The sequence below is a fragment of the Microbacterium sp. LMX7-1.2 genome, from assembly GCF_040675935.1.
Taxonomy (GTDB): Bacteria; Actinomycetota; Actinomycetes; order Actinomycetales; family Microbacteriaceae; genus Microbacterium.
On sequence record NZ_JBEGIL010000001.1, the window covers coordinates 1,700,489 to 1,725,226 of the forward strand.

Annotated in this window: 23 protein-coding genes; 9 read left to right on the forward strand and 14 right to left on the reverse strand. The window is 71.9% G+C overall.

Annotated features, from left to right (window positions below):
- Window positions 1-10: 10 nt before the first annotated feature.
- From MRBLMX7_RS08210 to MRBLMX7_RS08230, 5 genes are all read right to left on the reverse strand, one after another.
- Window positions 11-1,033 carry an iron-siderophore ABC transporter substrate-binding protein gene (locus MRBLMX7_RS08210; RefSeq protein ID WP_363367436.1) on the reverse strand — a complete coding sequence of 341 codons (1,023 nt, stop codon included), beginning with the start codon at window positions 1,031-1,033 and terminating at the stop codon, window positions 11-13.
- 179 nt (window positions 1,034-1,212) lie between these two features.
- The gene (locus MRBLMX7_RS08215; protein ID WP_050723174.1) at window positions 1,213-1,416 is read right to left on the reverse strand and encodes a cold-shock protein; all 204 of its coding nucleotides are present in this window, start codon (window positions 1,414-1,416) and stop codon (window positions 1,213-1,215) included.
- Window positions 1,417-1,491: 75 nt separating this feature from the next.
- Window positions 1,492-4,365, reverse strand: coding sequence for a helix-turn-helix transcriptional regulator (locus MRBLMX7_RS08220; protein WP_363367439.1), 2,874 nt, complete (start codon window positions 4,363-4,365; stop codon window positions 1,492-1,494).
- Window positions 4,366-4,433: 68 nt separating this feature from the next.
- Window positions 4,434-4,667 carry a hypothetical protein gene (locus MRBLMX7_RS08225; RefSeq protein ID WP_363367441.1) on the reverse strand — a complete coding sequence of 78 codons (234 nt, stop codon included), beginning with the start codon at window positions 4,665-4,667 and terminating at the stop codon, window positions 4,434-4,436.
- Window positions 4,668-4,864: 197 nt separating this feature from the next.
- Entirely contained in the window at window positions 4,865-5,320 is a 456-nt protein-coding gene (locus MRBLMX7_RS08230; RefSeq protein WP_050723171.1) for an SRPBCC family protein, read from the reverse strand.
- Window positions 5,321-5,469: 149 nt separating this feature from the next.
- On the opposite strand from MRBLMX7_RS08230, the gene MRBLMX7_RS08235 reads away from it, so the two are divergent.
- Complete coding sequence (locus tag MRBLMX7_RS08235; protein ID WP_363367443.1) at window positions 5,470-6,504, forward strand: FUSC family protein; 1,035 nt, start codon at window positions 5,470-5,472, stop codon at window positions 6,502-6,504.
- A gap of 7 nt (window positions 6,505-6,511) precedes the next feature.
- On the opposite strand, the gene MRBLMX7_RS08240 is transcribed toward MRBLMX7_RS08235, so the two are convergent.
- Window positions 6,512-6,691: a hypothetical protein gene (locus MRBLMX7_RS08240; protein WP_050723169.1), complete on the reverse strand. Its 180-nt coding sequence runs from the start codon at window positions 6,689-6,691 to the stop codon at window positions 6,512-6,514.
- Window positions 6,692-6,796: 105 nt separating this feature from the next.
- On the opposite strand from MRBLMX7_RS08240, the gene MRBLMX7_RS08245 reads away from it, so the two are divergent.
- The 3 genes from MRBLMX7_RS08245 (at window position 6,797) to MRBLMX7_RS08255 (ending at window position 10,840) form a co-directional block, all read left to right on the forward strand.
- Entirely contained in the window at window positions 6,797-7,465 is a 669-nt protein-coding gene (locus tag MRBLMX7_RS08245) for a DNA alkylation repair protein (RefSeq protein WP_363367445.1), read from the forward strand.
- A gap of 34 nt (window positions 7,466-7,499) precedes the next feature.
- The gene (gene deoD / locus MRBLMX7_RS08250) at window positions 7,500-8,213 is read left to right on the forward strand and encodes a purine-nucleoside phosphorylase (RefSeq protein ID WP_363367447.1); all 714 of its coding nucleotides are present in this window, start codon (window positions 7,500-7,502) and stop codon (window positions 8,211-8,213) included.
- A gap of 119 nt (window positions 8,214-8,332) precedes the next feature.
- Window positions 8,333-10,840 (forward strand): DEAD/DEAH box helicase, encoded by a 2,508-nt coding sequence (locus MRBLMX7_RS08255; RefSeq protein ID WP_363367449.1) that lies wholly within the window; start codon window positions 8,333-8,335, stop codon window positions 10,838-10,840.
- Here the strand turns inward: MRBLMX7_RS08255 and MRBLMX7_RS08260 are convergent.
- The 7 genes from MRBLMX7_RS08260 to amiA form a co-directional block, all read right to left on the reverse strand.
- The gene (locus MRBLMX7_RS08260) at window positions 10,812-12,506 is read right to left on the reverse strand and encodes an ABC transporter ATP-binding protein (RefSeq protein ID WP_363367451.1); all 1,695 of its coding nucleotides are present in this window, start codon (window positions 12,504-12,506) and stop codon (window positions 10,812-10,814) included. The two genes, MRBLMX7_RS08255 and MRBLMX7_RS08260, sit on opposite strands and share 29 nt — an antisense overlap.
- On the reverse strand, window positions 12,503-14,140 hold the full coding sequence (locus MRBLMX7_RS08265) for an ATP-binding cassette domain-containing protein (RefSeq protein WP_363367453.1): 1,638 nt from the start codon (window positions 14,138-14,140) through the stop codon (window positions 12,503-12,505). Before MRBLMX7_RS08265 ends, MRBLMX7_RS08260 begins: the two co-directional genes overlap by 4 nt.
- Window positions 14,137-15,150: a hypothetical protein gene (locus tag MRBLMX7_RS08270; protein WP_363367455.1), complete on the reverse strand. Its 1,014-nt coding sequence runs from the start codon at window positions 15,148-15,150 to the stop codon at window positions 14,137-14,139. The genes MRBLMX7_RS08265 and MRBLMX7_RS08270 overlap by 4 nt, the downstream gene beginning before the upstream one ends.
- Window positions 15,151-15,160: 10 nt before the next feature.
- On the reverse strand, window positions 15,161-16,552 hold the full coding sequence (locus MRBLMX7_RS08275) for a YcaO-like family protein (protein ID WP_363367457.1): 1,392 nt from the start codon (window positions 16,550-16,552) through the stop codon (window positions 15,161-15,163).
- Window positions 16,549-17,523, reverse strand: coding sequence for a CocE/NonD family hydrolase (locus MRBLMX7_RS08280; RefSeq protein WP_363367459.1), 975 nt, complete (start codon window positions 17,521-17,523; stop codon window positions 16,549-16,551). The genes MRBLMX7_RS08275 and MRBLMX7_RS08280 overlap by 4 nt, the downstream gene beginning before the upstream one ends.
- The gene (locus MRBLMX7_RS08285) at window positions 17,520-18,335 is read right to left on the reverse strand and encodes a hypothetical protein (RefSeq protein WP_363367461.1); all 816 of its coding nucleotides are present in this window, start codon (window positions 18,333-18,335) and stop codon (window positions 17,520-17,522) included. The genes MRBLMX7_RS08280 and MRBLMX7_RS08285 overlap by 4 nt, the downstream gene beginning before the upstream one ends.
- A gap of 79 nt (window positions 18,336-18,414) precedes the next feature.
- Complete coding sequence (gene amiA, locus MRBLMX7_RS08290) at window positions 18,415-18,513, reverse strand: streptamidine family RiPP (protein ID WP_268768111.1); 99 nt, start codon at window positions 18,511-18,513, stop codon at window positions 18,415-18,417.
- Window positions 18,514-18,627: 114 nt separating this feature from the next.
- Here amiA and MRBLMX7_RS08295 point away from each other — a divergent pair, with 114 nt between their 5' ends.
- From MRBLMX7_RS08295 to MRBLMX7_RS08315, 5 genes are read left to right on the forward strand one after another with little or no spacing between them, the layout of a single operon-like run.
- Window positions 18,628-19,836 (forward strand): hypothetical protein, encoded by a 1,209-nt coding sequence (locus tag MRBLMX7_RS08295; protein WP_363367464.1) that lies wholly within the window; start codon window positions 18,628-18,630, stop codon window positions 19,834-19,836.
- The gene (locus MRBLMX7_RS08300) at window positions 19,833-21,536 is read left to right on the forward strand and encodes a prolyl oligopeptidase family serine peptidase (RefSeq protein WP_363367466.1); all 1,704 of its coding nucleotides are present in this window, start codon (window positions 19,833-19,835) and stop codon (window positions 21,534-21,536) included. The genes MRBLMX7_RS08295 and MRBLMX7_RS08300 overlap by 4 nt, the downstream gene beginning before the upstream one ends.
- Window positions 21,537-21,538: 2 nt before the next feature.
- Window positions 21,539-22,642 (forward strand): FecCD family ABC transporter permease, encoded by a 1,104-nt coding sequence (locus MRBLMX7_RS08305; protein ID WP_363367468.1) that lies wholly within the window; start codon window positions 21,539-21,541, stop codon window positions 22,640-22,642.
- Window positions 22,639-23,457 carry an ABC transporter ATP-binding protein gene (locus MRBLMX7_RS08310; RefSeq protein WP_363367470.1) on the forward strand — a complete coding sequence of 273 codons (819 nt, stop codon included), beginning with the start codon at window positions 22,639-22,641 and terminating at the stop codon, window positions 23,455-23,457. Before MRBLMX7_RS08305 ends, MRBLMX7_RS08310 begins: the two co-directional genes overlap by 4 nt.
- Window positions 23,454-24,473, forward strand: coding sequence for an ABC transporter substrate-binding protein (locus MRBLMX7_RS08315; RefSeq protein WP_363367472.1), 1,020 nt, complete (start codon window positions 23,454-23,456; stop codon window positions 24,471-24,473). Before MRBLMX7_RS08310 ends, MRBLMX7_RS08315 begins: the two co-directional genes overlap by 4 nt.
- Before the next feature lie 50 nt (window positions 24,474-24,523).
- Here the strand turns inward: MRBLMX7_RS08315 and MRBLMX7_RS08320 are convergent, their stop codons facing one another.
- A complete protein-coding gene (locus MRBLMX7_RS08320; protein ID WP_050723154.1) occupies window positions 24,524-24,679 on the reverse strand; it encodes a hypothetical protein in 156 nt (51 codons plus the stop codon).
- Window positions 24,680-24,738 lie beyond the last annotated feature (59 nt).

Below are 24,738 nucleotides of genomic sequence, written 5' to 3' on the forward strand. Positions count from 1 at the left end.
GTGCGCGCGATCACTGCGCGAGCGGCGCAGCCAGGGCCTCGAAGTACTTGTCGATGCCCCACGGGATGGACAGCGGCGTCGGGTTGGCGGATGCCGCGAGCGGGGTGGAGTCGGGCAGCACGGCGACGCGGCCCTCGGCGATCGCGGGGATCTTCGACAGCAGCGGGTCGGCCTGCAGCAGGGCGAGGGTCGAGTCGTCGCCGTACGTGATAATGAGGTCGACGTCGTCGAACTTCGCCGCGTCCTCCGCGCTGACCTGCAGGTAGAACTGGTCGGTGTCGGCATCCGCCTCGAGCAGCGAGGAGAGCGGCATCCCGAGCTCGTTGAGGTAGCCGACGCGCGGGTCGATCGGGGTGTAGTACCCGATCTGGCTCAGGTCGGTCGGGTCGACGAAGAAGAACATCGCCTTCTTGTCCTTGAGGTCGCCCTGCGCGTCGAGCGCGGCCTCGGCGTCGGCGTGCAGCTCCTCGATGAGCGCGTCGCCCTCGTCCTCGAGCCCGAGAGCCTTCGAGTTCATCTCGATCATCTCGTCGACGGTCGTGCCCCAGGGGATGTCGGGGTACGCGACGACCGGCGCGATCTTGGAGAGCGTGTCGTACTCCTCCTGAGTGATCGCGGAGTACGAGGCGAGGATGACGTCGGGCTGCGTGTCGGCGACGGCCTCGAAGTCGATGCCGTCGGTCTCGTCGAACAGCACGGGCGCTTCTCCGCCGAGCTCGTCGAGCTTGTCCTCGACCCAGGGCAGGATGCCGTTGTCGTCGTCGTCGCCCCAGGTCGCCTTGCTCATGCCGACCGGCACGACGCCGAGGGCCAGCGGCACCTCGTGATTGGCCCAGGCCACCGTGGCGACGCGGTCGGGCTTCGACTCGATCGTGGTCTCGCCGTACACGTGCTCGATCGTGACGGGGAACGCGCCGTCGTCGGCCGGGTTGGCACCCGCATCCGATCCGGTGTCGCTCGAGGTGGCGCAGGCGGTGAGGCCCACGGCGAGGGCCGCGGCGACGCCGGCGGCGATGAGACGGGAGGTGCGCACGGGAATGCCCTTCCAGGTAGAGGTGAGGGGTGCGGCGCAGATCGGGGCGCCAGGCTTTGGTAAGCCTGGCCTAATCTAACAGAAAGTAAGGCATGCCTCATCTCGTGATACGAAATGCGGGAATGCAGAAGCCGGCCGGATCCGTGAGGATCCGGCCGGCTCAGGAAGTCAGCGCGCGCTCAGAGAGCGCGGATGTTCGCCGCCTGCATGCCCTTGGGGCCACGCTCAGCGTCGAATTCGACCTTCTGGTTCTCGCGGAGCTCCTTGAAACCGGAGCCGGCGATCGCCGAGTAGTGAGCGAAGAGGTCCTCAGAACCGTCATCAGGAGCGATGAAGCCGAAGCCCTTCTCCGCGTTGAACCATTTCACAGTGCCAGTGGCCATGTGTTTTCTACTTTCTGTTGATACGGCCGCTCTCGCGGCCTGCGCCGCGACGGAAGATCCGACGCGCACGCCCGGTCAACGTATCACGGCAGGTTGCCGTGTCGCCGACAATTCATCGCCGCGATGCTTCACGGCCGCTTCGGTGCGGCTGCTCACCCCGAGCTTCCGGAGGACCGCGGACACGTGCACGCTCACGGTCTTGACGCTGATGAACAGGCGCTCGCCGATCTGGCGATTGCTCAGCCCCTCGGCGAGGAGCTCCAGCACCTGACGTTCGCGCGCCGTGAGTGCGTCGGTCTCGGAGTCCTCCACGACGACGGGTGTGCGCAGCCCGGCAGCACTGGCGTAAACCCCGATCCCACGGATGAGCCGATCGTGGCCGAGCGCTTCGGCGATGCGTGCGGCTTCGTCGAGCAAGGCTCCCGCCTCGGCGCGCTCCCCGGCGCCGACGAGCAGCCGCGCGAGCTCGAGGCGGGCCATGGCGCGGAACGTCACGGGAACGTCGTCGCCGTCGACCAGAGCGACCGCCACCCGCAGCGCCTCGAGCGACGGGGACAGGAACGCGTCGAGGATCGTCTCCCACGCGTCGCCGCGCAGCTGTTCGGGCTGGGCGAGCCAGGCGGCACGCACCTCGTCGATGGCGTCGCCGACCTCGGCGCCGCTCGCCCGCAGCTCGGCGATCAGCCACCCGGCCTCCAGCAGCAGCCGCCTCTCGTGCAGCAGCGCGGGGCCGTCGTCACGCAGCATCTGCCGTATCTCGTCGAGCGCCCCGAGATCGTCACCGCGGCTCTCGGCGACGGCCACGCGCATCATGACCTCGTCGTACCAGATCTGCCGCTCGTCCCGTCCGGCCTCCTCGAACATCGGGTGCCACTCCCGTACGATCTCGGCGGCCTCCTCATGACGGCCCCGCCACGACAGCACCCGCACTCGGGTCATGGTCGCGTAGGTCTGGAAGATGCGCAGCGTCTCCTGCGAGAGCTCGCGCGCGAGCATCCCCTCGACCCGCTCGACCTCGCCGAGCTCGAGCAGAGGCACCGCCATGTTCTGCGTCATGATCGCGCCCGTCGTGCGCTCGACGCCGAAGTCGCGAGCCCGCTCCAAGCCCTCTCCGGCCACACGTACCGCGTCTCGATACCGGCCGAGGAGGCCGAGCAGGTCGGAGTAGTTGACGCGGTACCGCAGCTCGGCGTTCGTGGTGTCCGCCCGCGACATCGCCCGGGCGTACTCCTCGTGCGCCTCGGCGATCCGGCCGAGATGCGCCAGCGAGCCGCCGCGGACGTTGGCCGCGATCGACGCCTCCTCCGCGGATCCCGCGGCCTCGGCGCGGTCTCCCGCCTCCGTCGCCAGCTCGACGGCGTCTTCGAGGCGTGCGGCCACCATGTAGCGACTCGCGAGCTGGTTGAGGATAGAGGCGCGCAGACGATCGTCGTCGACGCGGCCGTCGAGCACCGCGAGCGCCTGCTGCAGCAGCGGGATCGCTCCGGTGCGCCCGACGTTCATCGTGTAGTAGGCCTTGTCGCGGAGCAGTCTCGCGTGCAAACGCGGGTCGACGGTCTCGGGGTCGACCTCGGCGAGCGCGAGGTTCACCACGGCGAGCGCGCGCTCTCCGTCGCCGCCGTTGCGCAGCACCGAGCCGAGCGACCGCAGGAACTCGAGCCGCGGCACGGCGACGGCGCTCTCGGCATCCGGCACCTGCATCCAGAGATCCAGAGCACGTTCGCCGAACCGTCCGGCGCTCGCGAATGCGAACCGCGACTTCGCGTCCGACATCGCCGTCACCGCTGCGGCCAGCGCTCGCGGGGCATCCTGTGCGAGCTGCCAGTGATAGGCGAGTGCCGCCGCATCGACCTTCTGACGGGCGGCGTCGGCCTCCATCCGCTCCGCGTACGTGCGGTGCAGTCTCGCGCGCTCCCCGGGGAGCAGGTCGTCGTGCACGGCCTCGCGCAGCAGCGCGTGGCGGAAGCGATACGTGTCGTCGACCACGACCAGGATGCCGCTGGACGTCGCCTCGCGGATCGCCTCGTCGAGCTGCGGCTCCGGCATGCCGACGAGCGCGGCGACCAGGGGGTGCGGAAGGGGCCGCTCGGCACCCGACACGACCTGGACGACACGACGTGCATCGTCGCCGAGGCGGTCGAAGCGGGCGAGCAGCAGATCGCGCAGGGTGCCGGGGAGCGGACCGGTCGAGCATCCGGCGATCTCCTCGACGAAGAAGGGCACTCCCTCGGCTCTCGTCTGGATGCGCTCGGCCACCGTGTCGCTGAGCGCATGCCCTGTGATCGCCTCGGCCAGCGCACGCGCCGCGCCCGGGCTGAGACGGTCGACCTGCACACGCTCGATCAGCCGCGCCCGCGTGGACTCGCCGATGAAGGAGCTCACCGCATCGCCGCGGCGGACGTCGTCGGAGCGGCACGACAGCAGGATCAGGATGCGCCCCTGCGGAATCGTGCGCAGCAGGAACGAGAGGATCGCAAGAGTGGAGTCGTCGGCCCAGTGCAGGTCTTCGACCACCAGCACCTGTGGCGCGTTCTCGGCGGCGACCTCGACGAGGGCCGCGATCGCATCGCGCACCCGGTCGGGACTCGTCTGCGAGCGCTCGGTGGGGTGGAGTTCGGGGAGCAGCACGCCCAGCGCCTCGACGCCGACGCCCAGCTCATCGCGCACGCGGTCGACACCCAACGCGGCGACGATAGACCGCAGGATGCCGGTGATCGGCCCGAACGGGGTCCGCGAAGCCCCGAGGTCGAGGCACCAGCCCACGTGCACGTCGGCCCGGTTCGCCACCTCGGCGCCGAACTCGCGCAGTAGTCGCGACTTGCCGATGCCCGCCTCTCCCTCGACGAGCAGCGCGGTCGGCACACCGCCCACCGCACGGTCGAACGCCGCGCGCACCGCTGCGGACTCGACCTCGCGGCCGATCATCGCGGTGCTGGAGACGGGGGCCATGGAATCATCGTGCCACCCGCCTCCGACATCCGCGCGGGTCTCTGCCCTCGGCGGAACCCCGGGCGCGATCACCGCGCGGAGGCGGGTTCGCACACCGCAGAGCGACCGCCCTGCGTGGCCTCGGAGCGCCGGGCGGCGGAGCCGCGCAGCATCCGCTCCCACACCCTCCGCAGCGGGCCGGCGCCGCGGGGGACGATCTGGTCGGCGTGCTCCGCGAGGAACCGACGGCGTTCGGCCGCGCGCTGCAGCTGCTCCTGGTCGTACTCGGTGACCTTGTAGGCGAGATACGGGTGCTCGTACATGACATCTCCTCTGTCGATGTCCCCACACTCCGCTCTGAGGCACCCCCTCGACATCGGGCAGATGCCCTATCTTCTCGAAGCCGACACCTCAGACGCGAGCCGCGCGCATGCGACGAGGCCCGGACACGACGAGGCCCGGACGCGTCATCCGCCGTCCGGGCCTCGCCACCTGGGGTCCGTGCTCAAGGAGCCTGCGCTCAGGCCTTCACGTCACCACGCCACGCGCCGGTCTCCTCGCCGCGCTTCTCGATGAACGTCTTGAAGTTGTGCAGGTCCTTCTTGACCGCGTGCGATCCCGCGCCGACGAGGGAGCCGACCTTCTCGAGCAGGCCCTCGGGCTCCCAGTCGATCTGCGCCGTCACGCGCGTCTCGAGGTCGCCGAGCTTGTGGAACGTCACGACGCCCGCGTGCTCGGTGTCGCCGCCGACGCTCTTCCAGGCGACGCGCTCGTCGGGGTGCTGCTCGGTGATCTCGGCGTCGAACTCGCGCGTCGCGCCGCCGACCTTCACCGTCCACCGCGTGTGCGTGTCGTCGAGCTGCACGATCGACTCGACCTCGTCGAGGAACTGCGGGAAACTCTCGAACTGGGTCCACTGGTTGTAGACGATGTCGACGGGGACGTGCACGTCGACGGTCTCGATGATCTGCACCATGGGATGCTCCTGTCTTCTCGTCGGATTCTGGGTGTGGTCCCATTCAGCGCGACGGCGACGGCCTTCGCGATGGGGTTGACAGGTCGGAGCACCTCGCACATGATCACGCGACGACTCGTGTCCTCCCCCGACGCGAGTAGCGTGGAGGGATGCGCATCCCCGCCGCGATCCGCGCCTCCCAGCGCTCCCCGCTGCTGCAGGTCGTGAAGTCCGCGGCGGCGACCATCGCGGCCTGGCTGCTCGCCGGATGGGTCGTACCGGGACAACTGCCGGTGTTCGCGGCCATCGCCGCCCTCCTCGTGGTGCAGCCGAGCATCAACCAGTCGCTGTCGAAGGCGCTCGAGCGCAGCATCGGCGTGATCGTCGGCGTCGTGATCGCGGTCGCGCTCGGCCTGCTGCTCGGGTCCCCCAGCTGGATCGTGCTGCTCGCGATCGTCGTCGCGATGCTCGTCGCCTGGGTGTTCCGCGCGACGCCGGGCACCGGCAACCAGGTCGCGATCTCCGCGATGCTCGTGCTGGCCCTCGGCTCCACCCCCGACTACGCGCTCGCCCGCATCTTCGAGACGATCATCGGCGTCGTGATCGGCATCGTCGTGAACGCCGTGATCGTGCCGCCGGTGCTCGTCGCCCCCGCCCGCCGCGACCTCGGGCTGCTGGGCGGAGAGCTCGCCGCGAGCCTCGACCGCCTCGCCGACGCCCTGCCCGAGCCGCAGTCGCCTGCGCAGCTGCAGGAGCTCATGCTCGAGGTGCGGCTGCTGCGTCCCATGAAGGATGCCGCGGCGGCATCCATCGCGGCCGGCGAGGAGTCGCTCACGCTCAACCCGCGCCGCTCGACCCACCGCCGGGACCTCGCCGAGATGCGCGCGCTGCTCGACCGGCTCACACCGATCGTCACGCAGACGATCGGCATGACCCGGGCCTACTTCGACCACTACGACGACACGATCGGCCAGGAACCCGCCGTCGCGGCGATCGCCGACCAGCTGCGCAGGGCAGGGCACGACGTCCGCCTCGCGGTGCAGATCGCCGACGTCGCCCGCGAGCCCGAGGCGCTGACCTCGGCGATCCCGGCGCTCACCGCCCCTCTCGTGATACGCCCGCCGTCCTCGGATCACTGGATCCTCATCGGCTCGCTCATGGAGGACCTGCGTCGCATCCGCGCGGAACTGGTCGACGAGGACTGAGGGCGAGTCAGTCCCTCTCGGCCTCGACGTCGCTGCTGTGCCGGCCGTCGTCGTCCCCGTCGGAGGGCAGCGCCGTGGGCATCCCTCCCTTGTTGTCCTCGGAACCGAGGTTGTCGTTCTCCTCCGGGCCGGGCGAGGGCTCGGTGCTGATGTCGGTGCGGTCGGTGTCGATGTCGTCGTGTCCCACGATCGGTCCTCTCTCTTCGTCCCTGCGACGCTACGGGCCCTCCGGGGCACGCGCAGGGGTCTTGACAACCTCCCACACCACGATCTCGCCGCCTACCCTGGAGTCATGCCAGGGATGACCGTCGCCGAAGCCCGCGCCGAGCTCGCCGCTCTCGAGGATCCGAAGATGCGCGCCGCGAACGAGAAGCGCGGCGACGACCACGGCATCAATCTCAGCCGGATGCGCGCTCTCGCGAAACGCATCAAGACGGATCATCCGCTCGCCCTGGAGCTCTGGGCCACGGGCGACACCGCCGCCCGGCTGCTCGCGCTGCTGATCTGCACGCCGAAGGCGTTCACGGCCGACGAGCTCGACGCGATGATCCGCGAGACCCGCCCACCCAAGGTGAACGACTGGTTCGTGAACTACGTCGCGAAGAAGACGCCGCGCGCCGAGGAGATGCGGTTGCGCTGGTTCGACGACCCCGATCCGACGACCGCGGCGGCCGCGTGGGCGCTGACCAGTGTGCGGGTCGCGAAGGATGCCGAGGGCCTCGATCTGCCGCACCTGCTCGACCTGATCGAGCGCGACCTGCAGACGGCGCCCGCGCGCCTGCAGTGGTCGATGAACGAGACGCTCGCGACCATCGGGATCTTCCACGCCGAACTGCGGGATCGGGCGCGGGACATCGGCGAGCGTCTGCAGGTGCTCGCCGACTACCCGACCGCCCCAGGCTGCACGTCGCCGTTCGCGCCGATCTGGATCGACGAGATCGTCCGGAGACGCGAGGGCTGAGCATCCTCATCGGCGACAGCCGTACGCTGAGGCCATGAGCACGCACATCGCCGCCGAGCCCGGCCAGATCGCCCCCATCGTCCTGTTCCCCGGGGACCCGCTGCGGGCGAAGTGGATCGCCGAGACCTTCCTCGACGACGCGGAGCTGTACTCCGAGACCCGCGGGATGCTGGGCTACACCGGCACCTGGGAGGGGCACCGCGTCTCCGTCCAGGGCTCGGGCATGGGGCAGCCGTCGATGGCGATCTACGCGAACGAGCTGTTCGACTCCTACGGGGTCGAGACGATCGTGCGCGTCGGCTCGTGCGGCGCTCTGACCGAGAAGCTCGCGGTGCGCGACATCGTCATCGCGAACGGCGCGTGCACGGACTCCGGCATCAACCGCGTGCGCTTCCACGGCCTCGACTACGCCCCGGTCGCCGACTTCGGCCTGCTGCGCGCGGCGGTCGAGGCCAGCGAGTCCGAGGCGATCGACTCGGCCGTGCACGTGGGGCTGCTGTTCTCGAGCGACCAGTTCTACAGCACGCGCCCCGAGCTCACCGAGCCCTTCGTGAAGCACGGGGTGCTCGGCGTCGAGATGGAGGCCGCGGGGCTGTACACCCTCGCCGCGTACCACGAGCGCCGCGCCCTCGCGATCTGCACGGTCTCCGACCACATCGTCACGGGCGAGGAGACCACGGCGCAGGAGCGCGAGCAGACGTTCGGCGACATGATCCGCATCGCGCTGCGCGCCGCGACCTCGGTCTGAGGGCTCGGCCGTCCCCTGTCATAACTCCGGAGAACCCGCCGGCCTCGCTCCGATAGCCCGCCTACGCGCTCGAAGCGAACCGTTTCTCCGGAGTTGTGGCGGGATGAAAGGATCGGAGGATGCTCCTCGACCCGACGACCCTGCCCGACGGCTCCGACGCGGATGCCGTCTACACGGCGTTCGTGGAATGGGTCGAGTCCACCGGCATCTCGTTGTACCCCGCGCAGGACGAGGCCCTGATCGAGATCGTCTCGGGCAACAACCTCATCCTCTCAACGCCCACCGGCACGGGGAAGTCGCTCGTGGCGGTCGGAGCGCACTACGCCGCGCTCGTCGAGGGACGCCGCTCGTACTACACGGCCCCCATCAAGGCCCTGGTGAGCGAGAAGTTCTTCGCACTGGTCGACGTGTTCGGCGCCGCGAACGTCGGCATGATCACGGGCGACTCTTCCGTCAATGCGGACGCACCGATCATCTGCTGCACCGCGGAGATCCTCGCGAACCTCGCTCTGCGCCAGGGGACGGAGACGTGCGTCGGCCAGGTCGTGATGGACGAGTTCCACTTCTACGCCGACCCGGACCGCGGATGGGCGTGGCAGGTGCCGCTGCTCGACCTCCCCCAGGCGCAGTTCGTGCTGATGTCGGCGACGCTCGGCGACGTCACGCAGCTCGCCTCCGACCTCACACGGCGGACGGGTCGCGACACGGCATCCGTCACCGGCGTCGAGCGCCCCGTCCCCCTGCACTACTTCTACGAGACGACGCCGATCCACGAGACGATCGACGATCTGCTGAACACGGGGCAGGCCCCGATCTACGTCGTGCACTTCTCGCAGGCGGCGGCGATGGAGCGCGCGCAGGCCCTCTCGAGCACGAAGGTCGCGACGCGTGAGCAGCGCGACGAGATCGCGGCGCTGATCGGCGGGTTCCGCTTCACCACGGCGTTCGGCAAGACGCTCTCGCGCTTCCTGCGCGCGGGCATCGGCGTGCACCATGCCGGGATGCTGCCGAAGTACCGCCGCCTGGTGGAGCAGCTCGCGCAGCGCGGGCTGCTCCGCGTGATCTGCGGCACCGACACGCTCGGCGTCGGGATCAACGTGCCGATCCGCACCGTGCTGCTGACGGCGCTGACGAAGTTCGACGGCACCCGGATGCGGCAGCTCAACGCGCGGGAGTTCCATCAGATCGCGGGTCGCGCCGGCCGCGCCGGATACGACACCGCGGGGACAGTGGTCGCGCAGGCGCCGGAACACGAGAGCGAGAACATCGCGGCCATCAAGAAGGCCGGAGACGACCCCAAGAAGAAGCGCAAGATCATCCGCAAGAAGGCGCCGGACGGCTTCGTGTCGTGGGGCGAGCCCTCGTTCCGCAAGCTGATCGACGCCGAGCCCGAGACGCTGACCTCGCACATGCAGATCACGAGCGCCATGATGCTCAACGTGATCGCTCGCGGCGGCGACGTCTTCGCGAATATGCGCGCATTGGTATACGACAACCACGAACCGCGAACGCGGCAGCGTCAGCTCGCGCTCCGCGCTCTCGGGATCTACCGCACGCTCCTCGAATCGGGCGTGGTGGAACAGACGGATGCCGGCGACGTCCGCCTCACGGTCGACCTGCAGCCCAACTTCGCGCTCAACCAGCCGCTGTCGCCGTTCGCCCTCGCGGCATTCGACCTGCTCGACCCCGACCCCGCCGCGGGCACGGGCACGGGCTCGTACGCGCTCGACATGATCTCGATCGTCGAGGCCACCCTCGACGATCCGCGCGCCGTGCTGAGCCAGCAGGAGTTCCTCGCCCGCGGGGAGGCCGTCGCCGCGATGAAGCGCGAGGGCATCGAGTACGACGAGCGCATGGAGCTGCTCGAGGACGTCACGTATCCGAAGCCGCTGGACGAGCTGCTGAGCGCCGCGTTCGAGACGTACAGTGCGGCGCAGCCGTGGATCCGCGACTTCGAACTGCATCCCAAGTCCGTCGTCCGCGACATGTACGAGCGAGCCATGTCGTTCGGGGAATACGTCGCGTACTACAAGATCGCGCGCTCCGAGGGCGTGGTGCTCCGCTACCTGTCCGACGCGTATCGCGCGGCCTCGCAGACCATCCCCGAGGAGCTCAAGGACGAAGACCTCCGCGACCTGATCGAGTGGCTCGGCGAGCTCGTCCGCCAGGTCGACTCGAGCCTGCTCGACGAGTGGGAGGAGCTCGTCGCGGGCGTGCCGCAGGACCACGAGGACGAGCCGATCGTGCCGCCGGCACCGAAGCGCCTCACCGCGAACGTCCGCGCCTTCCGCATCCTCGTGCGCAACGAGCTGTTCCGCCGTGTGCAGCTCGCGGCTCGCGAGGACGTCGCCGCGCTCGCGGAGCTCGATCCGTCGTTCGGCGCCGACGCCTGGTCGGATGCGCTCGACGGCTACTTCGCCGACCACGACGAGATCCTCACCGGGCCGAACGCCCGCAGCTCGCAGCTGCTGCTCCTCACCGAGGGCGCGACGGAGTGGACCGTGCGTCAGATCATCGACGACCCCGCCGGCGACCACGACTGGGGCATCTCCGCGACGGTCGACCTCGCCGCCTCCGACGAGGAGGGCGCGGCTGTCGTCACGGTGACGGGGGTCGACCGGCTGTAGCGGCCACGATCGGCCGGTCCACGCGAACGACGCGGTCGAGGCGTGCGAGCGTCTCCCGTCGGTGGGATGCCGCGATCACGGTCGCGTCCACCTCGCTGAGCACCTGTGATATCGCCCGCTCGGTCTCGGGGTCGAGGCTCGCGGTGACCTCATCGACGATCAGGATGCGCGGCTCCCTGCACAGCGCCCTGGCGAGGGCGAGTCGCGCTCGCTGTCCTCCCGAGAGGCGCGCGCCGTGCTCGCCGAGCTCGTCGTCGAGCGTGATCCAGTCGCGGGCCCCGACGCGGTCGAGTGCCAGGAGGAGCTCCTCGTCGGTCCGCCCACTCGTGCCGCGCAGCAGGTTCTCGCGCACGGTGCCGTGGAACAGCCGCGCATCCTGCTCGACGACCGCCACGGCGTCGCGCAGCTCCGCATCCGACACCTGACGCAGAGACGTCCCCCGCCCGTCGGCGTCGACGATCTCGATGTCGCCGGAGTCCGGATCCCACAGTCGCGCGGCGAGCGCGATCACGGTGCTCTTGCCCGCCCCCGACGGACCCGCGAGTCCGACGTGCTCACCCGGTCGCACCTCGGCGGACCAGCCCTGCAGCACCCGGGTGCGGTCGTCGTAGGAGAATCCGACCTCGCGGAAGCGGATGCCGAGGGGACCCGCTGGCAGCGGACCGGCGTCGACGACCGGTGCCACGACGGGCGGCCGGCGGAGTCCTGCGTCCACGCGTGCGGCGCTCGCGACGAGCGGATGCAGCTCTGAGAGCGTGTGAGCGGCGTCTGCGACGGCCGCGACGCCTGCGACCGCGAGCGCGACGACCGCCGGGGCGAGCGCCGCCGACCGCGGGTCGCCGATCCCGCCAGCGAGCAGCGCGGACGCGATCACGCCGATCACGACTCCCGTGAGGATCAGCTCGCGTGCCCCGTCGACGAGGCGCGCGAGGAGTTCGCGGCGGCGGGCGGTGCGCACCGAGCCCCGCGTCGCGGCGACGGCCTCGCCGACGACCCGGTCCTGCAGCCCGTAGGCGAGAACCTCTCGCAGCGCGCCGAGCGCGTCGACGAGCCGTTCGGACAGCTCCTCCCGCTCCGACTGCTGCTCCGCGCCGATCCGTCGCGCGGGGCCGGCTCCGGCCCAGGCGGTGAGTGCGACGACGGCCGCACCGATCACCATCACGAGCGCGGCGCTCGGCATGAGCGCCACGGCCACGCCGAGCGCGGCGGCGAACAGGGTCAGCGACGCGCCGAGCTGCGCGAGCGTGTGCGCGTAGAAGAATTCGAGCTTCTCGATGTCCGTCATCGCGACGGACGCCGCCCGCCCGGAGTGCTCGCGACGGCGGGCCGGCACGCTGCGGGCGTAGGCGTCGAAGAGCGCGACGCGCAGACGTGCGAGCACGCGGTACGCGAGCGCGTGCGAGACATCCATCTCCCGCCAGGTGAGCAGCGTGCGCAGCAGAACGAGTGCACCCATCACGACCCACCACGCGGGCGGAGGCCACGCACCGTGGACGACGGCTCCGCCGACGCCCCAGGCTGCGAGCACGGCGATGGCCGCGAGCGCGAGCAGGCTCGTGGTCGCGAGCACGTAGCTCCCGACGATGCGCCGCCATTCGGGGCGCAGCGGCGGGATCAGCCGCGCCAGCACCGACGCGGTCCCGCTGTTCACGATGCCGCCGCTCACGACGCCTCCTCCACGAGCGCGCCGCCCTCGAGGACGTGCACGTGCGGGACGCGGCGGAGCGCCTCGGGGCGATGACTGATCATGAGCACGATCCGGTCGGCCGCGACCCTCTCGAGCGTCTGCGCGACGATCTCCGCACCGGCGTCGTCGAGAGCGCTGGTCGGCTCGTCGACAAGCAGCACGGGTCGGCGTGCGAGTAGGGCGCGGGCCAGGGCCAGCCTCTGGCGCTGACCTCCGGAGAGGCTGCCACCCGCCTCGGCCACGGGGGCATCGAAGCCGCCGGGGAGGGCGCGGATCTCCTCGAGCACCCCGGCATCCGCGCACGCGCGCTCGAGCGCGTCGTCGCCCGCGCCGAACAGGTCGATGTTCTCGCGCACCGTGGCCGCGAACAGCACGGGACGCTGCGAGACCACGGCGACGTCCTCGGTGTGCAGTGGCCGTCCGTCGAGCACGACAGTCCCCCGGTCGGGGTGGAGGAAGCCGAGCACGACGTCGAACAGCGTCGACTTGCCGGCGCCCGAGGGGCCGACGATCGCGTGCACGGCGCCGCGCTCCGCGCGCAGGTACACGCCGTCGAGCACCGGGCGTTCGGCCGCGGGGTAGCGGTACGACACGTCCGCGATCACGAGCTCAGCGCCTGAGTCGTCGGCAGCGGATGCCGGCCGTCGGCTCGCCGTCGGACCGACGTCGGCGAACGCCCCGAGCGCACGCAGTCCCGGCACGGCGGTGAGGCCGAGGAAGCCGGCGTGCCAGTGACGCGACAGCTCGCGCACCGGTCGGAACGCCTCCGACGCGAGCAGCAGCAGCACGTACACCTCCACCGCGGGCGCCCGCCCGGTCAGCACCGAGACGATCGCGACCGCCGCGGCGAGCACGGTCCCCGCCTGGATCGCGAAGTCCGTGATCGCGGTCTCCGCGAGGGAGGAGCGCATGACCCGCTCGGTCGCCCGCCGCAGCGCCTCGGACCGCGACTCCAACCGCGCACGGGTCGCAGGGACGTCCCCCAGTGCGCGGAGCGTCGACATGCCCCGCAGCGCCTCGAGCATGTCTCCGCTCACCGCCTCGTAGCTGTCCCAGTGCGTGAACCCTCGTCGCGCGAGCATCCGCTTCCACGCCTTCGGCCCGAGAACCGCGAGAACGAGGGCGAGCGCGACCCCCGCGCCGAGTCCCGGCGACAGCACCGCGAGCGCGACGACCACCGCGATGCCGCCGACCACGAGCTGCACCACGGCCGGGAGGTACTTCGAGACGTACGCCTCGGTGCCGTCGACCCCGTCGCCGAGCGTGAGGCGTGTCGAGCCGTCACGCAGGGCGACGTCGTGCAGACGATCCGGTGTCAGCACGGCTGATACCGCCCGTGCACGCAGCGCCTCCCGCACGCGTCCACCCAGCCGGACGGCGGCGTCGCCCTGGGCCAGGCCGAGGAGCATGCGGGCGGCGCCGATCCCGAGGATCGCGCCGATCGCCGCGAACACGCCCCCGGCGTCGCCGTGCACGAGGGCCGCGAGCGCGAGCGCGAGGGCGAGGGCCTGTGCGACGTGGGTGGCGAACACGAGGAGTTGGAGCAGGATGCTCGCGAGGAGGAGCCGCGGGTGACGCCGCGCCTCCCGCCAGAGCTCGTGAACGATCATCATGGGTGGTCTCCCGTCGGGTCGAGGAAGGCGAGGGCGTGGAACGTCCAGCGGTCGCCCTGCGCGGGGAGACCGGAGACGGCGCGAGTGCCCGCTCCGCGCAGCGCCGCGGCGTAGGCGAGGCGGGCGGCGGCGAGGTGGCCCGCCCAGAGCGCGTGGGCGAGTGCTGCGGGGGACGATGCGACGGGGACCGACCAGGAACGCACGGACGCAGCGCCGCGGACCCATGCCTGCCCCGCAGCGCGGGCGATCCGTTCGACGCCGTTCAGCGGGCGGCGGCGCTCGGCACGGGCGAGGAAGACGTCGACGCTCGGCGATCGACGTCGCCCGAGGGCGTGGACCGCCGCGGGCGCGAGGTCGGGCCGGGCAGTGACGTCGAAGGCGACGAGCGGGATCTCCGGGGCGAGTCCGAGATCGGTCCAGGCGTGCGCCCGGGCGGCCGGCGGCACCGCGAGCAGCGCGCGCATCCGCGCGGACGGGCCGAGCCGCACGGAGGTCGGCGGCCGGCCGAGCACGAGCTCCGCGGCTGCGAGCGCATAGGCCGCATCGGCGATCCACAGCGGCCAGGCACGGTGACGGTAGCGGCCGAACGATCGTCCCGGCTGCACCGTGAACACGATCGTGGCGGTGTCGGGCGACGCGGCGCCCTCGGGCCACCCGGCGGCACGTTCGGCCGAGGGATCCCGACGGCGGGAGACACCGTGCTCGTGATCGAACGCCCAGCGCGCACCGCCCGCGACGACATGAGTCTGCACGGGGTAGCACGCCCCCGCGGACGGTACGGGACGACGACGGATGCCGGTCGCGGTGCCGTCAAGGGCGCGATGCGGCGGGCCGGGACGCCACAGCGCCTCGACCAGACGCGTGAGCTCCGCCCCGGGCTCGTCGGTCACGGCCCCCGCGCCCTGCCAGGCGTTGGTGCGCGGCCCCGGCGGCAGCGGATCCCCCGGCGCCTCCGCCGTGAACGCGCGGGCGAGAGGCCGGCCGAGGTGCCCGGCGAACGTGTCGGTCATGGTCGTCGCCTCACATGTGCGGCGCGGGCAGGAGCGTGAAGTCCTCGGGTCCGCCGCTCCACACCGACCGCCAACCGCGCTCCTGCGCGGCGTCACGGAAGCGCGGCATCCCAAGATACGAGAACGCCGCCGGGGCGTTGGGCACGAGACCCGTGACGAGCGAGCGCACGACCCGGAGCGGGGTGCGTCGCACGTCGGACGTGGTGAGGTCGCGCACGAGCACGCGATGCCCCCGACGACGCAGCCGGGCGTGGACCTCGGCCATCGTGACGGCTGGCACGGCGCTGAGCGGGCGCACCCCGAACGCGGGATCGGTGAACCGCCGCGCCTCGACGTGCACGGCGGGGTCGAGCCATACCTGCACGTGCGCGCCGAGATCGATGACCCGCTCGCACTGAGCGCCGGCGGCCGTGAGGTAGTCCGCGTCGGGGCGGAAGTCGAGCATCAGGCCCTTCGCCATGACCCCGGCCTCGATCGCACGGAAGACCCAGCCGTCGGCATCCGTGCAGCCCTGCGTGTAGATCCAGGTGTGCACGGCCTCGAGCACAGCCTTGCGCGCCGCCTTCGCCGGGTCGAGCGCGACCGAGAACCCGGCGGCGTACAGCCCGCGCTCCTCGTCGTGCACGAGGGCCGCGATCGCGGGGGCGAACTCCGACGGCATCGCGACGAGCGAGACCCGCAGGCTGCTGCCGCGAAGGTCGTCGACCAGACCGGGCACGCTCGCCGGATCGATGCCGAATGTGGGCCCGTCGAGGTGCCACCACACCTCCAGAGCGTCTCGTTCGATCACCTCGAGCACCCCGCGGTCGCGCGCGTCGTCGACACTCGTCCCGGTCGCGATGCCGGCGTAGTTGAGGTGGTGCGTGCGCGGGAGGTGGCGGAACCGCGACTGACGCCAGTTGAGGTGCACGAGCGCGTCGGGCAGCCAGAGCGGCCGCCCCTCGGCATCCGCTGCCCGTGCCCAGAGCGCGGGGGTCGCCGCATCGAGCTCGCGGTAGGCGAAACCCTCCCGCGCGAGCTGCCAGTCCGCGAACCGGGGCAGCGCGTCGAGCGCGATCACGGTCTCTCCGTCGGCCTGCAGCTCGTCCACGGTCGCGATCCTCAGGTCGTCGCGGGAGAGGGTCTCGGGAAGCCAGTTGCCGCAGTACCGCTCGACGCCCTCGCCGATCGCCGCGATCCGCGCCTGCCCCGGGTCTCCGAACGATGTGCCGAGCGAGACCCTGTCGGCCGGCCACTCGCCCAGCGCCCGCGCGTCCGACACGGATGCCGTGAGCGCGAGGTAGCGGTGCGGGGCCCCGGCCGGATGCGGGACCTCGCGCACCGAGCGGATGATGCCGGTCTCGGGGTCGACCAGGTCCTCGACCGCGAGCGGAGGGAGGGTCGTCGTGTCCTGCGGGGTCATGCGGTCCTCTCGTGGTGCCAGCGCCCCGAGCGCGGTTCGAAGGCGGAGCGTGAGCGTCGGCCCGGAGGGACGACGTGGCGTGCGGTGGATGCACCGGACGGCAGTCCGTGACGCGCGAGCCAGGCGTCCAGCACGCCGCCGATGCCACCGGAGTCGCGCAGTCGGGCGCGCACGTCCTCGTCGAGGATGTCGGCGCCGAGGCGATGACCCCACGGGCCGTCGACCAGGTGCACGTCGCCGCGCCAGGAGGCCGCGAGCCGGCCCGCGTCGTCGTGGAAGAAGTCGTCGTCGCCGCGGACGAGCAGCAGCGGGACGTCGATCGCCCCGTAGGAGCGGTCGAGGTCGACGGGCGGCGCGGTCCACAGCCGCCGCCACCCCGACAGCACGGTCGGCGTCCATCCCCAGTCCTGGGCCGCGCGATGCACGCCGAGCCGTTCGGCGGCCGCGACCCGCGAGGTGAGCTCCTCGTCGGTCAGCGGAGGGAACGAGCGCTGCCCGCGTCCGTGCTGATGCCACCAGCCGATCCGGTGGAACAGCTGCGGACGCCCCTGCGCGTCCCAGGCCGTCTCGGCCAGTCCGAGCGCCGGCACCAGGAGCACGAGCGCGTCGACGTCGACGTCGCGGGCGATCTCGAGCGCCGCATGCGCGTCGTACGACCCTCCCGTGAGCACGACGGGCAGCTCCGGATGCCGGGAGCGCAGCGCGGAGACGACGGAGGCGCCGTCGCGGCGCTCCGCGAGGTAGGGGTTCCATTCGCCCTCGGAGGAGTGTCGGCCGCGCACGTCCTGCGCAAGGCAGCGGTATCCGCGGCGCGCCCACGCGCGGGCGGTGTCACCCTGACGCCACGCGCCGTAGGGGGTGCGCAGCACGACGATGCCGCGGGGCGTCTCGGGTTCCCAGATCCATCCGCGCAGGGCCACGCCGTCGTCGGCGAGGTGCACGTGCGGACGGGCGTCGCGCGGCGGGGTCATCGGCTCGCTCGCGGGTGCGGGGTCGGGTAGGCGATCACCGGATGCTCGGTCACGAGGCCGAGCGCCGGCACGAGTTTCCAGAGCGTGGTGCGCAGCCGCGGGAGGGTGGCGTCGCCCTGCGCCCAGGCCAGTGCCATGGTGAGCACGCGCGCGGTCACGAGAGCCACGGTCGGGGAGTCCAGGGGGTGATCGGATGCCGGGCCGAACCCGTGCCACGCTTCGAGAGCCCCCGGCGCGGTGCCGGCGGCGATCCGGCGGCGAGAGACGTGTGCCGCCGTGGCGTCGGCCGTCTCGGTCGCGAGCGGATCGACGAACACGCATTCCCCCTCGCGGTAGACGCGCAGTCGCGCGACGCCTTGGTCGAGGAGGTCGTCGAGCACGGCACGGTCCCGGCGCTCGTCGGCACCGTCGGCCACGGAGACGATCAGAGCGGCCGCGGCCTGCGCCGTCGCCGCTGATGCAGTACGCGCGACGCGCGCGCCCCAGCCCTCCAACACGCGGGCGATCTCCTCCGCGAGCACGCCCTCGCCGACCAGGCCGACGTCCCGCCGGGCCGCGGGCCAGCGGTGTTCTTCGTCTGCGCGTTCCCGCTCCTGCACCTCGAGGGTCAGACGAGCGAGGTACCCGGAGGAGTCGGCGTCGTCCGGGTCGGCGTCGCGCTCGGCGGCGAGCTCGTCGTGCAGCGCCGACGGCGGGGAGTCTAGCGCGGTGTGGCGTCCGGTGCGGAGGCGGAGCAGGGGCGGCTCTCCGTCGATCGTGACGATGTGGGCGCCGGTGGCGGGGAGCGGCGTGATGCGGGGCTCGGGGTTCATGCGGGTCTTTCCGATGGTCCCGGCCGGGCGCGGGGCGCCCGGCCGGGGAGGTCGCGTCAGTGCGTCGCGACCCGGGGTGTCACTCGAAGGGGTTCTCGACGAGCGCGTTCGAGTGGGTCGCCGACAGATGCGCCAGCTGCTCGGTCTCTTCGATCTCGGACAGGATCTGCTTGTCCATTTCCTTCTCCTTCTCTCTGTGGTCCGCCCCGCTGGGGTGCGGGGTGGGGTTCACGGTCGTGAACACCCCGACTCTAGATGAGAATGATTCTCAATATCTACTAGGATCGGCGACATGCCTTCCGCACTCCCCCTCCTCGCCGCCGATCACCGGGCCGGAACCGTCTTCTCGCTCGACGCGTCCTCGCGGCGTGTCGCCGTCCCCGACGCCTGGCTCACCGAGCACGCCGGTTTCCTGACCCTGCCGCCCGGAGCCGAGGATTCGTGGGCGTTCGCGGACGACCGCGGCGGAGCTCTCGTCGTCATCGGCCCCGAGGGCGTCCGCCGCATCCCGATCGCGATCCCCGCCGAGCACGTCGCGGCTTCCGCGGACGGCCGCCACGTCGTCGTGACCCCCGGACTGGGCGCGAACGAGGACGCGTGGAACGACGTCGTGACCGTCGCGGACCTCGCCCACGACACCTCGGTGCGGTTCCGCACCCGCGCCGGGGAACCCGGCGTCGTGATCGTGCCCGACCGCGTGACCGGACGACCGATGATCGTGCTGCGGCACCGCGATCCCGGCGCGATCGAAGCGATCCCCCTGGCGGAGGCGCTCGCCCTCGGCGCCCACGTGCCGGTGCTGCGCGGCGCCCGGTGCGACGACGTCGCGGACGACGGCCACGGCGACATCGTCGACCAGGTGACCGGCGTCCTCGGCGTCGCCACCGGACGCGGGCTGGAGAGGTTCGCGGTCGACGACGGCGTGCCCCGCGCGCTCGGGGTGATCCCCTGGCCGGCGGACGGACGCGCCTACTACCTGCGCCGCGCCGGCGACACCGGGCATGCGACGGGCGTGCTCCGCGGGGGACCCGCCGACCCCTCGCGCTGGACCGAGTGGACCAACGCGTTCGCCGAGATCGACCTGCACTCGGGTGCGTCCCGCACCGTCCCCCTCCCACCAGGACTCGTCTTCCGATTCGCACTCGCCGAGGGGAGGGCCGCCGCCACCGTGATCCACCCGGACGGCGACGCGCTCATCGAGATCGACCGGGCCCGCTCGCGGATCCTCCGCACGGTGCCACTGCCCCCGCTCAGCACCCCGCCGCAGCCGGGCAGCATGCCGTGGGATGCGGTCGACGGCCGCCCCGCGCAGCGTCGGTCAGTCGCGATCGACCCTCACACGGGCGTCATCGCCGTGACGGCCGGCGGCGACGGAGTCATCCACCTGATCGACGGCGACGACCGCATCGCGACGATCGACCTGCCCGGTGCACTGGACGAGGGCGGCCACCTGCTGTGGGCCGGACGCCCCGGCCGCTTCACCGATCCGGTCGGTCGATGAGCGCGCTCCGCACCTCGCTCGACGAGGCGCTCGCGCTCCATGAGCGGCACGGCGGACCGGGACTGCCCGACCGCGGATTCGTACTCGACCGCGCCGCCGACACTCCGCTGCCCGCGATCCGACACGTCGACGGCCGCGTCGTGATCGCGCCCGACGCGCACATCCATCGGATGAGCCCCGCCCCGGACGGACGACGCATCGCGGTCGAGTGGGCCGAGGACGCGGGCGAGGAGGCCGTGCTCGGCATCGTCGACGTCGCCTCCGGCGCCCTGCGCCTGCATCCCGGCATCCGCCTGCGCTACGACGACGTGCTGTGGGCCGATGACTCCCGCTCGCTGGAGGTCGTCGCGAGTCGGGACGGGATGCTGGTCGCCCTCGACGTCGACTCCGGCGCGTGGACGGCCACTCCCCTCGAGCCCGCTCTGCGCACGCGCCTGTTCCCCGGCGGACCCCGCGGCCTGCTCGCGCAGACCACACGCGGTGACGGCACGACCCTGCGCGACCGCTCCACCGGCACTCTCCTCGGGCAGTGGCCGGCTCTGCACCGCGCCCTCCGCCTGCACGACGGCGTGCTGGTGTGGCATGCCGACGGGCTCGACGCGCTCGAGCCCTCCGGCGCGGTGCGGTGGACGCACCGCGACGCGACGCTGCGGATCACGGATGTCACAGTCGCCGCCGACCGGATCGTCGTGCTCGGCGTCCAGGACGGACGATCAGTCGTCACCCGTGTGGACGCCGGCGCCGCGCATCCGCTCCGATTCGCCGCCGTCGGCGACGCGACCGTCACCGGTGTGGCCGTCGACGACGGCATCCTGCACCTCGCGGTCGAGGGACCGCTCACGCCACCGCGGATCGTGACCGAGACGCAGGCCGCGGTCGCGAGCGACGCCGCGGTCGGAGCAACGCTGGGCGTGACGACGCGCATCGATCCGACGGCGCGGGACGGCGAGACCCTCGCGGTGCACGTCACCTCACCGGTGGACGCCACGGGTCCGAGGCCGCTGCTGCTCGCCTGTTACGGGGGCTTCGGTGTGCCGCACCTCCCCGTGTTCGAGCCCACCGTCCCCGCCTGGGTCGCCCATGGCGGCTCCTACGCGACGGCTCAGATCCGCGGCGGAGGCGAGCGCGGCGACGGCTGGCGCACGGCCGGGAGCGGCACCCGCAAGCAGCAGGCGGTCGACGATCTCGCCGACATCGCCCGCGACCTCGTCGACCGGGGGATCACCCGTCCCGACCTGCTCGTGCTCGTGGGCGCGTCGCTGGGCGGCGTGATCGCCGCGAGCTGCGCGCTGCAGCATCCGGGTCTGTGCGCGGGCGTAGTCACGACGGCTGCACCTCTCGACCTCCTGTCGCTCGCCGACCATCCGCTCGGGGCTCGCTGGCTGTCGGAGTTCGGCGACGACGGTACCCTCGAGTCCCGCGAGCGCCTCCGCCGCCTCTCCCCGCTCGCCCTCGCCGAGGACCGTACGGATGCCGTCGGGCTCCCCGCCTTCCTGGGGATCACGCTGGGTCGGGACTCCCGCGTGCGCGCCGTGGACACGCGCCGCACCGTCGAGGCCCTGCAGCGGGTGGGCGCCTCCGCACGTCTGTGGACCGCCCCCTCGGCCGGCCACGGTGCGAACGCCCTCACCGACCTGCACGAGCTGGGCCTCACGGTGCTGGACTTCGCCGCCGACGTGACGGGCGGTGGCGCACGATGACCGTGACGGCCCGACCCGCTCACCGCGCACAGACGACCGCGCGCCGGCCACGACGCGGTCGACGGATGCTGCCGCTCGGCGCGACCGTGACCGTCAGCGCCGTGCTGATCCTCGTGACGATCGTGCTCTCGGGAGCCATCGGCCCCGTGCCCGTTCCGCCGCTCGACGCCGCGAAGATCGTGATCGGCCACCTGGTGCCGGGCATGCCGTGGATGTCGGACGGCTCGCTCACCCCGCTGCAGGATCAGGCCGTCTGGCAGTTCCGGATGCCGCGGGCGCTGCTCGGGGGTCTCGCGGGCGCGGGTCTCGCCCTGGCCGGGGCGATGATGCAGGCCGTGGTGCGCAATCCGCTCGCCGAGCCGTACATCCTGGGGGTGTCGTCTGGCGCGAGCGTCGGCGCGGTGCTCGTGATCATCTCGGGAGGGGCCGCGTTCCTCGGGCTGACGATGAGCGGAGCAGCCTTCGCCGGCGCGGTCGGCTCGTGCGTGCTCGTGGCCCTGCTGGCCCGCAACCGCGGCGAGCTGTCGCCCACCCGCATGATCCTCGCCGGAGTCGCCCTGGGGTCGCTGCTGAGTGCCGTGACGAGCTACCTCACGCTGACGACCGATGCGCAGAACGTCGTGAGCGTGATGTTCTTCCTCCTCGGCAGCGTGTCCGCGGCCACCATGTCGTCGCTCGCGCTCCCCGCGATCGCACTCGTGATCGCGCTCGTCGCGGCGGCCGGGATGTCGCGCTCGATGAACGCCCTGCTCGCAGGCGACGAGTCGGCGGTCGCGGTCGGCGTGCGCACGACGCGGGTGCGCGCGATCCTGCTCGTGGTGGCCTCGCTTCTCACCGGTGTGATCGTCGCAGTGAGCGGGGGGATCGGGTTCGTCGGACTCGTCGTCCCGCACGTCGCACGGCTGCTCGTGGGCTCGGACCATCGCCGGATGCTGCCGGTCGCCGTTCTCGGAGGCGCGCTGTTCCTCATGGTGGCCGACCTGCTGGCCCGCACCGTGGCCGCGCCGACCGAGATCCCGCTCGGCATCCTCACGGCCTTCGTGGGGGCTCCCTTCTTCCTGTGGCTCATGCGGCGCGGCGGCGAGCGGGCGGGATTCGACCGATGACCGTGTCGTTCGAGTCCGTGAGCGTCGAGCTCGGCGGGCGGCGGGTCCTGCACGACGTCGACCTCGACGTCGGTGCCGGTCGCATCCTCGGCCTGCTCGGCCCCAACGGCAGCGGCAAGTCGACGCTGCTGCGCACCCTGTTCACCGGGCGCCGTCCGCATTCCGGCCGGGTGTCCATCGACGGCGTCGACGTCGCGTCCTTTGCGCCCCGTGCCCTCGCCCGCATGGTCGCGGTCATGCTGCAGGACGCGCCGTCGGAGTTCGACCTCACGGTGCGCGAGACGGTGATGGTGGGACGCTCCCCGCACCGCCCTCCGTTCAGCCGCGATACGGCCGAGGACCACCGGATCGTCACCGACGCCCTGCGCACCGCCGACGTGCTCGACCTGGAGGACCGACTGGTGCGCCGCCTCTCGGGAGGGCAGCGGCAGCGAGTCATGCTCGCGCGCGCCCTCGCGCAGCAGGGGACGATCCTCGTGCTCGACGAACCGACGAACCACCTCGACATCGCGCACCAGCTCGAACTCATGCGCGTGGTCAGCGGCCTCGGCACGACCGTGATCGCCGCGCTGCACGACCTCAACATCGCGGCGGCGTTCTGCGACGAGGTCGCGGTGCTCGACGAAGGGCGCCTGGCGGCCGTCGGGCCACCCCGCGACGTGCTCACCCCCGAGCTCGTCGACGACGTGTTCCACGTGACGGCGCGCATCGCGACCGAGGTCGAGACCGGCGCCCGCGTGATGGCGTTCCATCCCCGTCCGCACCGCGGATCATCCCCACCCGACACCCACACCCTCACAAGGAGAGACGAATGACACAGCATCCCTTCCGACCCGCCCGCCTGATGATGGCGGTCGCCGGCGGTCTCGGCGCGCTCGCGCTCACCGCCTGCGGCTCCGCCGTCGCGCCCGCCGGGACGACAGCTCCCGCGGGCGACGCGCTCTCGATCGAGAATTGCGGCGCCACGGTGACGATCCCCGACGTCCCGACCGCTGCCGTCGGCCTGCATCCCTCTCAGACCGAGCTTCTGCTGCGCCTGGGGCTCGCCGACAGCCTCGTGGGGCAGGCCCAGGCGACAGTCCAGGAACTCCCCGCGGACGTCGCCGACCTCGCGGCCGACGTGCCGGTGATCGGCGGGGAGACCCCTCCGAGCCGGGAGGATCTGCTCGCGGTGCAGCCCGACTTCGTCTACTCGCCCACGACCTACGAGTTCACGGCGGAGCAGGGCTTCGCGAGCATCGAGCAGCTCGCCGAGGCGGGCGTCGCGGCGTACACCGCGACGGGCGGATGCTTCACCCGGCGCATGGACGGCACGGTGGACGACCTGTTCGTCGACCTGGAGAACCTCGGCGAGATCTTCGACGTGCAGGACGAAGCCGCAGCGCTGATCGACGACTCGAAGGCCCAGCTCTCGGCGGTGGAGACGGCGATCGAGGGCCGCGAGAAACCCCGGGTCGCGCAGATCTACGTGGACGGCACCACGCTCAGCGCGATCGGAGCGGGAGTCGAGTACGACATCCTCCGGCATGCGGGGGCGGACACGGTCTTCACGCCCGAGGACCCGCAGTTCGCGGACTTCTTCGCCGCCGAGATCACCCCCGAGTCGCTGGCCGCCGAGGCGCCGGACGCCCTCGTGTTCGCGGTCACGGACCCGGCGCACGAGGAGGCCGTGCGCGCGTACCTGACCGCGACGTTCCCCGACATGCCCGCTGTGCGCGACGGTCGGCTGATCGCGGTGTCGAGCTCCGACATGTTCCCGGGCACGCTCGGGAACGTCTCGGTCGTGCGGCAGATCGCCGAGGCGCTCTACCCCGACGCGACCTTCGACTGAGACGACGCTGCCGGGCTCCCCGGTCTGGGGAGCCCGGCAGCGTGACGGGTTCAGTGCTCGTCGTAGTGACCGTCGTGCAGGGCGTGCTTGTGGCCGTCGTGCACGTAGTCGACGTGGTCGTCGTGCGCCACGGCCTCATGTCCGCAGGAGGTGCCGTGCTCGTGCTCGGCGACGGTGTGCTCGGCGTGGACCTCGGCAGTGCTCATGATGATCTCCTTCTCTGGATCGACGACGGGAGATCCCCGTCGTCACGACCCTTCGAGTG